This window comes from Pseudomonas sp. LBUM1652 (genome assembly GCF_059716105.1).
On the sequence record NZ_CP166804.1, the window covers coordinates 271,705 to 286,561 of the forward strand.

The window sequence follows — 14,857 nt, forward strand, 5'->3', positions numbered from 1 at the left end:
AATGAGCAGACAGCTGAAACTCGGTGCATTTCTCATGGCCACTGGGCACCATGTCGCCGCGTGGCGTCATCCGGAAGTGCCGGCCAACGCCGGGCTGGATTTCGCCCATTACAAACGGCTCGCGCAGATTGCCGAGGCGGCGAAGTTCGATACGCTGTTCGTTGCTGACAGCGTCGCTGCGCCGACCCAGGACATTGCCAGCCGCATGGCAAGGTCTGATCACTTCGAACCGCTCACCTTGCTCTCGGCTCTCAGTGCCGTGACCGAGCACATCGGCCTGATCGCCACCGCCACCACCAGTTACAACGAGCCGTATCACGTTGCGCGCAAATTCGCCTCACTTGATCACCTGTCGGGCGGGCGCGCGGGGTGGAATCTGGTGACCTCCGACAACGCCGCCGAAGCATTGAATTTCGGCCGTGATGAACACATAGGCCATGCCGAACGCTACAGCCGTGCCCGCGAGTTTCATCAGGTGGTCACCGGGCTCTGGGACAGTTGGGCGGACGATGCCTTTCACCGCGACAAGGCCAGCGGTGAGTATTACGACCCGAGCAAACTGCATGTGCTGGATCATGTCGGTGAACACTTTCGGGTCAAAGGTCCGCTGAATGTCGCGCGTTCGCCGCAGGGACAACCGGTGATCGTCCAGGCCGGTTCATCCGAGACCGGCCGCGAACTGGCGGCGCAAACCGCTGAGGTGGTATTCACCGCGCAAACTTCACTGGCCAGCGCTCAGGCGTTTTACAGCGATCTCAAGGGACGCTTGAGCAAGTACGGACGCAGCGCGGATTCGCTGAAAATCATGCCCGGGGTTTTCGTGGTTGTCGGGCAGACGGAAGCCGAAGCGCAGGAAAAATGTGAAACGTTTCAGCAATTAGTCGAACCCGCAGTTGGCGTCGCCTTGCTTGGGCGTATGCTGGGCAACTTCGATTTGTCGAAGTACCCGCTGGACGGGCCGCTGCCGGAGCTGCCGCTCACCGACAGTGGTCAGCAGAGTCGGCAAAAACTGCTGACCGAACTGGCAGGCCGGGAGAACCTGACGCTCGTTGAACTGGGCCGCAAGATTGCCGGTGGGCGAGGGCATTACAGTGTGGTGGGCACGCCTGAACAGATTGCCGACCGTTTGCAGGAATGGTTCGAACAGGGCGCGGCGGACGGTTTCAATGTGCTGGTACCGCATCTGCCTGGCGGGCTCGAAGACTTCGCCAATGGCGTGGTGCCGGAACTGCAACGGCGTGGTCTGTTCAGAACTGAGTACGAGGGCCGGACGTTGCGCCAGAATCTAGGCCTTGTCCGACCCGGCAATAGATTTGTGTAACACCCTTGCGAGCAGGCTCGCGAAGCAGTCGACACCCATTTCAAAACAGACAAGAGAGGATTCGATGACTTACACCGCTGCCGAAAACCGCTACGACTCCATCCCATACCGCCGCGTCGGCCGCAGCGGTCTGGTGCTGCCGGCGCTGTCGTTGGGGCTGTGGCATAACTTCGGCGACAGCACGCCGATCGAGACCCAGCGCGCCTTGCTGCGCACCGCGTTCGACCTGGGGATCAACCACTTCGACCTGGCCAACAACTACGGCCCTCCGTACGGCAGTGCCGAAATCAACTTCGGTCGCCTGCTGCGCGAGGACTTCAAGCAATATCGCGACGAACTGATCATCTCCAGCAAGGCCGGTTGGGACATGTGGCCCGGCCCTTACGGCCAAGGCGGCGGCTCGCGCAAATACGTGCTGGCCAGCCTCGACCAGAGCCTGCAACGCCTCGGTCTGGACTATGTGGATATCTTCTATTCGCACCGCTTCGACCCGGACACTCCGCTGGAAGAAACCGCCAGCGCCCTCGCCACGGCGGTGCAGCAGGGCAAGGCGTTGTACATCGGCATCTCCTCGTATTCCGGGGTGAAAACCCGCGAGATCGCCGCGCTGCTCAAAGAATGGAAAGTGCCGCTGCTGATTCACCAACCGGCGTACAACCTGCTCAATCGTTGGGTGGAAAAGGATCTGCTCGATACCACCGATGAACTCGGCACCGGCGTCATCGCCTTCACGCCATTGGCGCAAGGTCTGCTGACCGACAAATACCTCAACGGCGTGCCGGCGGATGCGCGGGTCAATCGTCCGGGCGGTGGTTCGTTGCAGGCTTCGCACTTGTCCGATGCCAACATCGCCCACGTGCGCGCGTTGAACGAGATCGCCAAACGTCGCGGCCAGAGCCTGGCGCAACTGGCGCTGGCGTGGACGCTGCGTGATCCGCGCGTGACCTCGGCCCTGATCGGCGCGAGCCGGCCGGAGCAGATTATCGAGAACGTCGGTGCGTTGAAGAATTTGAGCTTCAGTGCTGAGGAATTGGCGGAGATTGACGGGTTTGCCCAGGAGGGTGGGATCAATCTTTGGGAGAAGCCTTCGACAGCGGAGTGATCACGAGCGGGGTGTGTCATTCGGATCCTACCCCCTCACCCCAGCCCTCTCCCCCAGGGGGGGCGAGGGGGGAAAGGGAGCCGATCTTAATGCTTTTTAAGCCTGAGTTCGACTCGGTATATCAGGTCGATGTATAGCGACAAAACTACTCGGTCAGTCCCCTCTCCCTCTGGGAGAGGGTTAGGGTGAGGGGCTTTTGCTGTTTAGGGCTCAAAGAAAAAACGGCACATCCCCCAACACCGTAGCCCGCTGCATCACCCGCCGCGCCGGGCGGTAATCATCCACCGCGTAATGCTGCGTCACGCGGTTATCCCAGAACGCAATATCGTCCTTCTGCCAGCGCCAGCGAATGGTGTACTCCGGCCGCGTCGCATGGGCGAACAGGAGCTTCAGAATCGCCTCGCTCTCGGTTTCCGACAGCTCATTGATTTTCGACGTAAAGCCTTCGTTGACGAACAATGAACGCCGCCCGCTCACCGGGTGCGTGCGAATCACCGGGTGCGACAACGGCGGATTCTTGCGCCGTGCCTCTTCCCACTGTGCCAGCGCTTCAGGTGTGTTGCCATAACGCTCCAGCGGAAACGAGCGAGTGAAATCGTGGGTGGCGGTCAGTCCTTCAAGCAACGTTTTCATCGGCGCCGAAAGCGCCTCATACGCAGCAATCCCGCTGGCCCACAAAGTGTCGCCACCAAACTCCGGCAGCAACTTGGCGCTGAGCACCGCGCCCATCGCCGGCGTCGGCAGGAAGGTCACGTCCGTGTGCCAGATCGCGTTGTCGCGCACGTCGGTAACGGCGGTATCCAGAATCAGCACTTCCGGTTGTTCCGGCACGTTCGGGTAGATCGGGTGAATGTGCAGATCGCCGAAATAATGAGCGAAGCGCGCCTGTTGCGACGGCTCGATCGGCTGATTGCGGAAGAACAGCACCTGGTACTTGAGCAGCGCCTGCTCGATGTCGTCGCGGTGTTCCAGGCTCAACGGCTGGCTGATGTCGACGCCGCTGATCTGTGCGCCGAGGGCCGAGCTTAACGGGGTGATATTCAGGCTGCTCATGGTGGTTCTCTTCAATTTCGGGGCCCCGATGTGTCGGGGTAGTCAGTACTGAACAATCAGTGCGCCTGGCCGTGCCACGGCACCAGTTTGCGTTGCAGGGCGCGCAGGCCCATTTCCATGGCGAAGGCAATCAGGGCGATGACCAGAATCCCCAGCACCACCACATCGGTGACCAGAAATTGCGCGGCCGATTGCACCATGAAGCCCAAGCCGCTGGTGGCCGCGATCAGTTCGGCAGCCACCAGCGTTGACCAACCGACGCCCAGACCAATGCGCACACCGGTAAGAATGTCCGGCAGTGCGCTCGGCAAAATCACATGACGAATCAGCTGCGCGCGGGTGGCGCCGAGCGACTGCGCGGCACGCAATTTCGCCGGGTCGACGGTGCGTACGCCGGTCGCGGTGGCAATCGCAATCGGGGCGAAAATCGCCAGGTAGATCAGCAGCACTTTCGACAACTCACCGATGCCGCACCAGATCACGATCAGCGGCAGATAGGCGAGCGGTGGGATAGGGCGGTAGAACTCGATCAGCGGATCGAGCACGCCACGGGCGATGCGATTAGCGCCGATGGCGATGCCCACCGGCACGGCGGTGAGAATCGCAAAACCCAAGCCCAGGCCGATACGACTCAGGCTCGCGCCCAAGTGCTGCCACAGGGTCGAGTCCATATAACCCGCAGTCGCCAGCAACCAGCCTTTTTGCAGCACGGCGGAGGGCGGCGGCAGGAACAGCGGCTCAATCAATCCAGTGGCGGTCACCGCCCACCAGATCACCAGCAAGGCGAACAAGGTCAGCAGGCTGATCCAGCGCGTGCTGAGGCGGCGGCGCACCGGGATTGCCACCGAAGAGCTTTTCACCGCAGGGGCGGAAACGTCGTAACTGCTCATGCGCGCTCCTGCCGTTGTACGGCGCTGCGTTGCGAAAACACTTTGCTGAGCACGTGTTCGCGGGTTTCGATAAAACGCGGGTCGGACTTGATCGCGCGAGCAGACTCACCGGCGGCGTAACGCTGGCCGAAATCCAGGTGCAGACGCTCGACGATCTGCCCCGGATTCGGCGCGAGCAGAATCAAATCAGTGGCGAGGAAAACCGCTTCTTCAATGTCGTGGGTAATCAGGAAAACCGGTTTGGCGGTACGTTGCCAGACTTGCAGCAACAGCTCCTGCATCTGTTCGCGGGTGAAGGCGTCGAGGGCGCCGAAGGGTTCGTCCATCAGCAACACGCGCGGGTCGGCAGCGAGGGCGCGGGCGAGGCCGACGCGTTGTTTCTGGCCGCCGGAAAGCTGCCAGACGCGGCGGTTCTCGAAACCGGAGAGGTCGACCAGCGCGAGCATCTCGCGGGCGCGCTGTTCGCGTTTGTGCTTGGCAACACCGGCCAGTTCAAGACCGAAAGCCACGTTGGCCAACACATCCTGCCAAGGCAACAGGGCGTCGTCCTGGAACACCACGCCGCGTTCGGCGCTCGGGCCTTTGACCGGCACGCCGTCGAGGGTGATACGCCCGGCACTCGGTTCGACGAAACCGGCAATCAGGTTCAACAGCGAAGTCTTGCCACTGCCGGACGGGCCGAGGGCCACCAGCAATTGCTGAGGCCCCAGGGTCAGAGAGATATCCGCCAGCACCGGTTCCGGGCTGCCCGGGTACTGTGCGCTGATGCGCTCCAGCTGTAGCAAGGCCATCGCTATTAACTCCCGATCAGTTGGTGATGTATTTGGCGCTGACGTACGGCGCGTAGTCCGGCAGAACGGCTTCGACCTTGCCCTGTTCCTTGAGGAACGCGGCGGTGTCGGTGATGGCTTTGGTGGTTGGCGCGCCGAGGTCGCTGACCTGATCCGCCGCCAACGGGTAGACGTTGCCTTGCAGCAGCAATGGAATGTCGCTGGCCTTGGCACCGGAGAGCTTCACCAGTTTGTCGACGTTGGATTGATTGGCGAGCCAGGCTTTCGGGTCTTTACGGTAATCGGCGTAAGCGTCGAGGGTGACTTTGGCGAACGCGGTGACGATTTCCGGGTGCTTCTCGGCGAAGTCTTTACGCACGATCCACGCATCGAAAGTCGGCGCGCCGAACTTGGCCAGTTCACCGGAAGTGATCAGCACTTTGCCGTTTTCCTTGGCTACGCCCAGAGCTGGGTCCCACACGTAAGTGGCGTCGATATCACCGCGTTTCCATGCGGCAATGATCGCTGGCGGGGCGAGGTTGAGCACGGTGACTTTCGACGGATCGATGTTCCAGTGCTTCAGTGCGGCGAGCAGGCTGTAGTGACCGGTGGACACAAATGGCACGGCGATTTTCTTGCCGATCAGATCTTGCGGGGTCTTGATGCCGGAACCGTCGCGGGCAACCAGCGCTTCGGCGGCGCCGATCTGGGTGGCGATGAGGAACGTTTCCACCGGGACTTTGCGGGTGATCGCCGCCGTCAGCGGGCTCGAACCGAGGTAACCGATCTGCACGTCACCGGAGGCAATGGCCGCGATGATGTCGGCACCGTTGTCGAATTTGCGCCAGCTGATGTCGGCTTTGGTGGCTTTCTCATAAGCGCCGTCAGCCTGGGCGACTTTCGCCGGGTCAACGGTGGTCTGGTAAGCGACAGTGAGGTCGGCAGCCTGCGCCAGGAAGCTCGCGGCAGCCAGAGAGGCCACGGCCAGCAGGCGAAGCGGGAAATTCAGTTTCATTGAAGAGCTCCATATCAGGCGACCGAGCGTCGGCGAGATAGGAGACTAAATGATCTAAGAATTCAAAAATAAATAACTTTTTAGAATGAGCTTATGAGCGGAAAAATCTAAGGCTCGGCGGATATTGATCGTTCCCACGCTCTGCTTGGGAACGATCCAAGGCGACGCTTAGTTGCTGATTGCGAGAATGCTCGCCTGATACGACCCGACAAACACATCAAAATCGCCCACTTCGTTCTGCTCCAGCTCAGCCTGCGCCGCCAGAGAAGAACGCGCCACCTCCTCAAATTTCGCCTGTTCTTCGGGCTTCAAAGGCTCGCTGCGGAAGAACTCCGCATGCGCCTGGCTCTGACGCAGGGAGAACTGCGCGAAGCTTTCCTTGTGTTCAGCCATTGCTGCCAGCACTTGCGCCGACGGTGTCAGCGACGGGTCTTTGACCTTGGCCAGCTGCGTATCCAGCGCCTTGCTGTGCGCATCGCCGCCATGGCTCTGATCCAGCAGCGCCGCCAGCGGCGCAATCTGTTCCAACAGCTCGGCCGCCCAAACCTTCAGCTCGACCGGCTGACCGTCGCGCTGCAATTGCAGGCCCGGACGGCGACCTTCCTTGACCACGCTGAGGAAGTTCGCGGTCGCGTTGCCGCAACTGGTGTTAGTCAGCAGCGGGCTGTCATTCAGCGTGCAGTACAGCAGGAACGCATCCAGGAAGCGCGACTCGGTGAGGTCGATGCCCATTGGCAGGAACGGGTTGATGTCCAGGCAACGTACTTCGACGTATTGAATGCCGCGGGCCACCAGCGCCTGAATCGGCCGCTCGCCGGTGTACGTCACGCGTTTCGGGCGGATGTTGGAGTAGTACTCGTTTTCGATCTGCAGGATGTTGGTGTTCAACTGAACCCACTCGCCATCCTGGTGCGTGCCGACCTCAACGTACGGCGGGTACGGAGTGGCCACGGCTTTGCGCAAGCTGTCGGTGTAGCTCGCCAGATCGTTGTAGCACGGCGTCAGGCCGGCCTGGGCGTTGCTCTGGTAACCGAGGTCGCTCATGCGCAGGCTGGTGGCGTAGGGCAGATACAGGGTGTCCGGATCAAGCTGTTCAAGCTGATGCGAACGACCGCGCAGGAAACCGGCATCCAGCGCGGGCGAAGCACCAAACAGGTACATCAGCAGCCAGCTGTAGCGACGGAAATTGCGGATCAGCGCGATATAGGACGACGACTGGAAATCCCGGTCGGTGCCGACGAAACCCTCGGCTTCTTTCAGCAGCGGCCAAAGCTTTTCCGGCAGGGAGAAGTTGTAGTGAATCCCGGCGATGCACTGCATGGTCTTGCCGTAACGCAGTGCCAGGCCTTTGCGGTAGACGTACTTGAGCTGACCGATGTTGGACGTGCCGTAGTAGGCGATCGGGATGTCTTCCTCGGCCGGCAACGGGCACGGCATCGATGGGCTCCACAGGTACTCGCTGCCGAGTTTGCTGTAGGCAAAACGATGAATCTTGTCCAGGCTCGCCAGCGTGTCCGCCGGGTCGGGCAGGGCAGGCGTGATGAACTCCAGCAGCGACTCGGAATAGTCGGTGGTGATTTGTTCGTTGGTCAGCGCGGAACCCAAGGCTTCCGGGTGCGGCGTTTGCGCCAGTCGACCTTCGCTGGTCACGCGCAGGCATTCACGTTCGATACCGTGGAGGCACTGTTCGAGCAGAGAGAGGTTGGCGCGCTCACCGAGCAGAGCCAGGCGGCGGTTGAGAAGTTCGCTCAATTTGGATTCCTTCACGCGTCAGTCGCCCCAATATGGGGGTGGGCAGGACGGTCTACAAGGGTGAAGTTGAAACTGGCGTTTTCGCCTGGTTTTTGAGCCATAAAGGCCCGTGCCGATTGCCAACTTCACTCCTTGAATCTGGCTATTACGCACGCGGAAAAGTTCGACGCCGCAGACGCAGCGCCGAAATTAACTCAAATTGATGGCCACAAGCTACAGGACAGCGAACGTGCCTTGCGCTTTTGCGACCAGTTTGTCGCCCTGCATCACATCGGCTTCGACCACCAACGTGCGGCGGCCCGGGTGGATCACCCGCGCCGTACACAGCACCTCACCGTCGGAAACGGCGCGGATGTAGTTGATCTTGCACTCGATGGTCGCGCTCTGCTGATCGAAACCGTGGGTGCTGGAACAGGCCAGCCCCATGGCGATATCGACCAGACTGAACAGCGCGCCGCCATGCAATTTGCCGCCGCGGTTGCGCAATTCGGGTTCCAGCCCCAGGGCGACTTGCGCCACCCCGGTTTCCAGGCTGTGCAGGCGGCAGCCCAACAGCTTGAAAAACGCGCTCTCGACGAGCCCGGCCGGAATCTCCATCAGCGTTTCTTCAACTGCTTGGCGTTGGCGAACAGCGACGCCATCGCGTTGTTCACTGGCGCGGCGGTGGCGGTTTCCTTGCGTGGCGCGTTGTTCGAAGGCTGGCGTTGTGCCGAGCCCGGACGCGAGCCACGGGCGCCATCGATCTTCTCGCCCGGGGTGTCGCCCATGCGCATCGACAGGCCGACGCGTTTGCGCGGAATATCGACTTCCATGACCTTCACTTTCACCACGTCACCGGCCTTCACCGCTTCGCGCGGATCCTTGATGAACTTCTCCGACAGCGCCGAGATGTGCACCAGACCATCCTGATGCACGCCGATGTCGACGAATGCGCCGAACGCGGTCACGTTGGTCACGACACCCTCGAGGATCATCCCCAGTTGCAGGTCTTTGAGGTCTTCGACGCCTTCCTGGAACTCGGCAGTCTTGAATTCCGGACGCGGGTCGCGGCCCGGTTTTTCCAGTTCCTGGATGATGTCGGTCACGGTCGGCAGACCGAAGGTCTCGTCGGTGAACTTCTTCGGGTCCAGACGCTTGAGGAAACCGGCATCGCCGATCAGCGAGCGAATGTCACGGTCGGTTTCAGCGGCAATGCGCTGCACCAACGGATAGGCTTCCGGGTGAACCGCCGAGGAATCCAGCGGGTTGTCGCCGTTCATCACGCGCAAGAAACCGGCGGCCTGTTCGAAGGTTTTTTCGCCCAGACGCGCGACTTTCTTCAGCGCTGCGCGGGTTTTGAACGCGCCGTGCTCGTCGCGGTGCGCCACGATGTTCTGCGCCAGTGTTGCGTTGAGACCGGAGATCCGTGCCAGCAGGGCCACGGAGGCTGTGTTCACGTCGACGCCGACGGCGTTCACGCAGTCCTCGACCACAGCGTCCAGGCCACGCGCCAGTTTCAGTTGGGACACGTCGTGCTGGTATTGGCCGACACCGATGGATTTCGGGTCGATCTTCACCAGCTCGGCCAGTGGATCCTGCAAGCGACGGGCAATCGACACCGCGCCACGGATCGACACGTCCAGATCCGGGAATTCCTTGGCTGCCAGTTCCGACGCCGAGTACACCGATGCGCCGGCCTCGGAGACCATGACCTTGGTCATCTTCATGGCTGGATATTTTTTGATCAGCTCGATCGCCAGTTTGTCGGTTTCGCGGCTGGCGGTGCCGTTGCCGATGGCGATCAGGTCAACCGAGTGCTTGGCGCACAGGGCCGCCAGAATGGCGATGGTCTGATCCCATTTGTTGTGCGGCACGTGCGGGTAAACCGTGGCGTGATCCAGCAGTTTGCCGGTCGAATCGACCACCGCCACCTTGCAACCGGTGCGCAGGCCCGGGTCGAGACCCAGCGTTGCGCGCGGGCCGGCCGGCGCGGCCAGCAGCAGGTCGTGCAGGTTGTGGGCGAACACGTTGATTGCCTCGGTTTCGGCGCCGTCGCGCAACTCGCCCAGCAGGTCGGTTTCCAGGTGGGTGTAGAGCTTGACCTTCCAGGTCCAGCGCACCACTTCACCCAGCCATTTGTCGGCCGGACGGTTCTGGTTCTGGATACCGAATTGCTGGCCGATCATGCCTTCGCACGGGTGCATGGTGCCCGGCAGTTCGTCGCCGACTTTCAGCGCGGAGCTGAGGATGCCTTCGTTGCGGCCACGGAAAATCGCCAGTGCGCGGTGCGATGGCATGCTTTTCAGTGGCTCGTCGTGTTCGAAGTAGTCGCGGAACTTCGCGCCTTCCTCTTCCTTGCCGGCAATCACGCGGGCGCTGAGGGTCGCTTCCTGCTTGAGATAGTTACGCAGTTTTTCCAGCAGGCTGGCGTCTTCGGCGAAGCGTTCCATCAGGATGTACTTGGCGCCCTCCAGCGCAGCCTTCACATCGGCCACACCTTTTTCGGCGTCGACAAAGCGTGCCGCTTCGCTTTCCGGGGCCAGGTTCGGGTCGTTGAACAGGCCGTCGGCCAAGTCGCCGAGGCCGGCTTCCAGGGCGATCTGGCCCTTGGTGCGGCGCTTCTGCTTGTACGGCAGGTACAAGTCTTCGAGGCGGGTCTTGGTGTCGGCGAGCTTGATGTCGCGCTCAAGAGCAGGGGTGAGTTTGCCTTGCTCTTCGATGCTGGCGAGGATGCTGATGCGCCGTTCGTCGAGTTCTCGCAGGTAGCGCAGGCGCTCTTCCAGATGACGCAACTGGGTGTCATCGAGGCTGCCGGTGACTTCTTTCCGGTAACGGGCGATGAAGGGAACGGTAGAGCCTTCATCGAGTAGCGCGACGGCCGCTTCGACCTGTTGTGGGCGTACGCCGAGTTCCTCGGCGATGCGGCTGTTGATGCTGTCCATAAAACCACCTGACATATTGTGAAAGCAGGCTCGCAGGCACGGAAATAAAGGCCCGGAGTCTGGTTGAGCGGCATGAAGATGGCCGCTGCCTGGGTCAAAAGGCAGCCCATTGACCCGTGAAATCGAACAATTACTGCGCTGGCCTGGAAAAAATACCGGCCACTTGCGGTAACGATTCAGACGTTGCCTGGCACAAAACGCCGCGCATTATAACCAGCGTTCTGTCATTCGGGGGCGTTGCAGTCTGTAGGCATAAACCCCGGTTTTCTGGCAGTGAAGGAAAAATCTGCTAACAATGCACACGGTGCGTATAACGGCAGCTACGCCATAATGCGCGCCGAGCTAAAAGGAGCATCCAATGAGCAGCACTGCACAAACTGCTGAAGGCGAAAAAATTCTCATCGTTGACGACGATCCGGGGCTGAGCAGCCTGCTGGAACGTTTTTTCGTCAGCAAGGGCTATCGTGCCCGTACCGTACCGAACACCGAGCAGATGGATCGTCTGCTGTCGCGTGAAGTCTTCAATCTGGTCGTCCTCGACCTGATGCTGCCCGGCGAAGATGGCTTGACCGCATGCCGTCGTCTGCGAGCAGCGAATAACCAGATTCCGATCATCATGCTCACCGCCAAAGGCGATGAGATGAGCCGCATCAAGGGCCTGGAACTGGGCGCCGACGATTATCTGGCCAAGCCGTTCAACCCGGACGAGCTGATGGCCCGGGTCAAGGCTGTTCTGCGTCGTCAGGCCGCCCCGGTACCGGGCGCGCCGGGCAGCGAAGACGAAAACGTCACCTTCGGTGATTACGTGTTGTCGCTGGCCACCCGTGAACTGAAACGCGGCGACGAAGTACACATGCTCACCACCGGTGAGTTTGCGGTGCTCAAGGCCCTGGTGATGAACGCGCGTCAGCCACTGACCCGCGACAAGCTGATGAACCTGGCCCGTGGTCGTGAGTGGGATGCGCTGGAGCGTTCCATCGACGTGCAGATTTCCCGTCTGCGCCGGATGATCGAGCCTGATCCGTCCAAACCGCGCTATATCCAGACTGTCTGGGGCGTGGGCTACGTGTTCGTACCGGATGGCGCCGCCACCAAGTGATCGGTGATTTGTAGGAGCGGGTCTGTCGGGACTTGGCCATAATGGCCATCCCCGCAGACTCGCAATCCGCAATATGCGAGCATTGCTCGCTCCTGCAAGTGTGTAGCGGTTATTGATGAAGACCCCCGTCTGGTTTCCCCAAAGTTTTTTCTCCCGCACCCTCTGGCTGGTGCTTATCGTCGTGCTGTTTTCCAAGGCGCTGACCCTGGTTTATCTGTTGATGAACGAGGACGTGCTGGTGGATCGCCAATACAGCCACGGCGTCGCTCTGACGCTGCGCGCCTATTGGGCTGCTGACGAAGAAAATCGCGCGAAGATCGCTGATGCCTCAACCCTGATCCGGGTGGTGGGTGCCGGTGTGCCGGAAGGCGAACAGCACTGGCCGTACAGCGAGATCTACCAGCGGCAAATGCAGGCAGAGCTGGGCGCGGATACGGAAGTGCGATTGCGCATGCACTCGCCGCCGGCGCTGTGGGTTCGTGCGCCGAGCCTGGGGGATGGCTGGTTGAAAGTTCCGTTGTACCCGCATCCACTGCGCGGCCAGAAAATCTGGAACGTGCTTGGCTGGTTCCTGGCGATTGGTTTGCTGTCGACGGCGTCGGCGTGGATTTTCGTCAGCCAGCTCAACCAACCCTTGAAACGACTGGTCTATGCCGCCCGGCAACTCGGCCAGGGCCGCAGTGTGCGTCTGCCGATCAGTGACACGCCTAGCGAAATGACCGAGGTATATCGCGCCTTCAACCAGATGGCCGAAGACGTCGAACAGGCCGGGCGTGAGCGCGAGCTGATGCTGGCCGGGGTTTCCCATGACTTGCGCACGCCGTTGACTCGATTGCGGCTGTCGCTGGAGTTGATGGGCGATCGCAACGACCTGACCGACGACATGGTGCGCGACATCGAAGACATGGATGCGATTCTCGACCAGTTCCTCGCGTTTATTCGCGATGGTCGCGACGAGTCGGTGGAAGAGGTGGACCTCAGCGATCTGGTGCGTGAAGTGGCGGCGCCGTACAACCAGAGCGAAGAAAAGGTTCGCCTGCGTCTGGAGCCGATCCAGCCGTTTCCGTTGCGTCGGGTTTCGATGAAGCGCTTGCTGAACAACTTGATCGGCAACGCCTTGAATCATGCGGGCAGCGGCGTCGAAGTCGCGGCTTATGTGTCTGGTGACACCAGCGCGCCGTATGTGGTGCTGAGTGTGATGGACCGTGGGGCGGGGATTGATCCGTCGGAGCTTGAGGCGATTTTCAACCCGTTTACCCGAGGCGATCGTGCGCGGGGCGGCAAGGGCACGGGGTTGGGTCTGGCGATTGTGAAGCGGATTGCTTCGATGCATGGCGGCAATGTCGAGTTGCGCAACCGGTCCGGGGGCGGATTGGAAGCGCGAGTGCGTTTGCCATTGGGGTTGATGTTGCCGCGGGATGCTGTTTAAACGCTGAAAAAGATCGCAGCCTCCGGCAGCTCCACATGGGAATGCATACCCTGTAGGAGCTGCCGGAGGCTGCGATCTTTTGCTTTTAACCTTTGCCCTTGGTCCGAGTCATGTTCGGCCCGCCATTCTTCTCAAGATGCTCAATGATGATCCCTGCCACATTCTTCCCGGTGGTGGTCTCGATCCCCTCCAGCCCCGGCGATGAGTTCACTTCCATCACCAGCGGCCCGTGATTGGAACGCAGGATATCCACACCCGCTACCGCCAGGCCCATGACTTTGGCCGCACGCAAAGCGGTCATGCGCTCTTCCGGTGTGATCTTGATCAGACTGGCGCTGCCGCCGCGGTGCAGGTTGGAGCGGAATTCACCCGGTTTGGCCTGACGCTTCATCGCCGCGATCACCTTGTCGCCAACCACGAAGCAGCGGATATCCGCACCACCCGCCTCCTTGATGTATTCCTGAACCATGATGTTCTGCTTCAGGCCCATGAACGCTTCGATCACCGACTCGGCGGCGGTCGCGGTTTCACACAGCACCACACCAATGCCCTGAGTGCCTTCCAGCACTTTGATCACCAATGGCGCGCCATTGACCATGTCGATCAGGTCGGGGATGTCATCCGGTGAGTGGGCAAAACCTGTCACCGGCAAACCGATGCCACGACGTGACAGCAATTGCAGAGAACGCAATTTGTCCCGCGAACGGGCGATGGCCACCGATTCATTCAGCGGAAACACCCCCATCATTTCGAACTGACGCAGCACTGCGCAGCCATAGAACGTCACCGACGCACCGATCCGCGGGATCACCGCATCGAAGCCTTCCAGCGGTTTGCCGCGATAGTGGATCTGCGGCTTGTGGCTGGCGATGTTCATGTAGGCGCGCAAGGTGTCGATCACGACCATTTCATGCCCGCGCTCGGTGCCGGCTTCGACCAGACGACGGGTGGAATACAGACGCGGGTTCCGCGACAGCACAGCGATCTTCATGCAACACCTGTTGAGGAGGTAGATACCGGGAACACCGGCTTGTCTTGTACATATTTGATGCCCGGATTGACCACCAGGTGGCCGTCGATCAAGGCTTTGGAACCGAGCAACAGGCGATAGCGCATGGACTTGCGGCAGGCGAGGGTGAACTCGATCGGCCAGACCCGATCACCCAGAGCCAGCGTCGTGCTGATCACATAGCGTTCCTGGGCATGGCCATTGGAGCTTTTAATGGTTTTGCGCGTCACCAGTGGCGCTTCACAGCGCCGGTGACGCAACTGCACCACCGTGCCCAGGTGCGCGGTGAAACGCACCCACTTCTCGCCGTCGCGTTCGAACGGCTCGATGTCGGTGGCATGCAGGCTGGAGGTACTGGCACCGGTGTCGATTTTTGCTCGCAGGCCCGCGACTCCCAAATCCGGGAGCGCCACCCACTCGCGCAGACCGACAACGGTCAAATGGTCAAATGTCTTCAAAAAAATGCTCAACCGTGACAACCGATCAGCCCGCAGGG

Annotated in this window: 13 protein-coding genes; 4 read left to right on the forward strand and 9 right to left on the reverse strand. The window is 60.8% G+C overall.

Translation table 11 applies throughout. The features are described from left to right. Position 1: 1 nt before the first annotated feature. Positions 2-1,321: an LLM class flavin-dependent oxidoreductase gene (locus ACA069_RS01185; RefSeq protein WP_497615971.1), complete on the forward strand. Its 1,320-nt coding sequence runs from the start codon at positions 2-4 to the stop codon at positions 1,319-1,321. Between the two features lie 64 nt (positions 1,322-1,385). Further along, the gene (gene mgrA / locus ACA069_RS01190) at positions 1,386-2,423 is read left to right on the forward strand and encodes an L-glyceraldehyde 3-phosphate reductase (RefSeq protein ID WP_187679396.1); all 1,038 of its coding nucleotides are present in this window, start codon (positions 1,386-1,388) and stop codon (positions 2,421-2,423) included. A gap of 210 nt (positions 2,424-2,633) precedes the next feature. Here the strand turns inward: mgrA and tauD are convergent, their stop codons facing one another. The 7 genes from tauD to ACA069_RS01225 form a co-directional block, all read right to left on the reverse strand. Continuing rightward, entirely contained in the window at positions 2,634-3,476 is an 843-nt protein-coding gene (gene tauD / locus ACA069_RS01195) for a taurine dioxygenase (RefSeq protein ID WP_497615972.1), read from the reverse strand. 56 nt (positions 3,477-3,532) lie between these two features. Further along, a complete protein-coding gene (tauC, locus tag ACA069_RS01200; RefSeq protein WP_187679398.1) occupies positions 3,533-4,366 on the reverse strand; it encodes a taurine ABC transporter permease TauC in 834 nt (277 codons plus the stop codon). Next, the gene (tauB, locus tag ACA069_RS01205; RefSeq protein ID WP_187679399.1) at positions 4,363-5,157 is read right to left on the reverse strand and encodes a taurine ABC transporter ATP-binding subunit; all 795 of its coding nucleotides are present in this window, start codon (positions 5,155-5,157) and stop codon (positions 4,363-4,365) included. Before tauB ends, tauC begins: the two co-directional genes overlap by 4 nt. Positions 5,158-5,173: 16 nt before the next feature. Then, positions 5,174-6,151, reverse strand: coding sequence for a taurine ABC transporter substrate-binding protein (gene tauA, locus ACA069_RS01210; protein ID WP_401387751.1), 978 nt, complete (start codon positions 6,149-6,151; stop codon positions 5,174-5,176). A gap of 168 nt (positions 6,152-6,319) precedes the next feature. Further along, positions 6,320-7,903 (reverse strand): glutamate--cysteine ligase, encoded by a 1,584-nt coding sequence (gene gshA, locus ACA069_RS01215; RefSeq protein ID WP_489879661.1) that lies wholly within the window; start codon positions 7,901-7,903, stop codon positions 6,320-6,322. A 213-nt stretch (positions 7,904-8,116) separates the two neighbouring features. Next, positions 8,117-8,500 (reverse strand): PaaI family thioesterase, encoded by a 384-nt coding sequence (locus tag ACA069_RS01220; RefSeq protein WP_187679402.1) that lies wholly within the window; start codon positions 8,498-8,500, stop codon positions 8,117-8,119. Further along, positions 8,500-10,824: a Tex family protein gene (locus ACA069_RS01225; RefSeq protein ID WP_489879662.1), complete on the reverse strand. Its 2,325-nt coding sequence runs from the start codon at positions 10,822-10,824 to the stop codon at positions 8,500-8,502. Before ACA069_RS01225 ends, ACA069_RS01220 begins: the two co-directional genes overlap by 1 nt. 358 nt (positions 10,825-11,182) lie before the next feature. On the opposite strand from ACA069_RS01225, the gene ompR reads away from it, so the two are divergent. Both ompR and ACA069_RS01235 read left to right on the forward strand, forming a co-directional pair. After that, on the forward strand, positions 11,183-11,923 hold the full coding sequence (gene ompR / locus ACA069_RS01230) for an osmolarity response regulator transcription factor OmpR (protein WP_016986271.1): 741 nt from the start codon (positions 11,183-11,185) through the stop codon (positions 11,921-11,923). 115 nt (positions 11,924-12,038) lie between these two features. After that, positions 12,039-13,352 (forward strand): ATP-binding protein, encoded by a 1,314-nt coding sequence (locus ACA069_RS01235; protein WP_187679404.1) that lies wholly within the window; start codon positions 12,039-12,041, stop codon positions 13,350-13,352. 85 nt (positions 13,353-13,437) lie between these two features. Here the strand turns inward: ACA069_RS01235 and rimK are convergent, their stop codons facing one another. Together rimK and rimB are read right to left on the reverse strand one after the other, a co-directional pair. Next, positions 13,438-14,343 (reverse strand): 30S ribosomal protein S6--L-glutamate ligase, encoded by a 906-nt coding sequence (gene rimK, locus ACA069_RS01240; protein WP_007949201.1) that lies wholly within the window; start codon positions 14,341-14,343, stop codon positions 13,438-13,440. Beyond that, positions 14,340-14,819, reverse strand: coding sequence for a retropepsin-like aspartic endopeptidase RimB (gene rimB / locus ACA069_RS01245; protein ID WP_016986269.1), 480 nt, complete (start codon positions 14,817-14,819; stop codon positions 14,340-14,342). Before rimB ends, rimK begins: the two co-directional genes overlap by 4 nt. Positions 14,820-14,857: the final 38 nt, after the last annotated feature.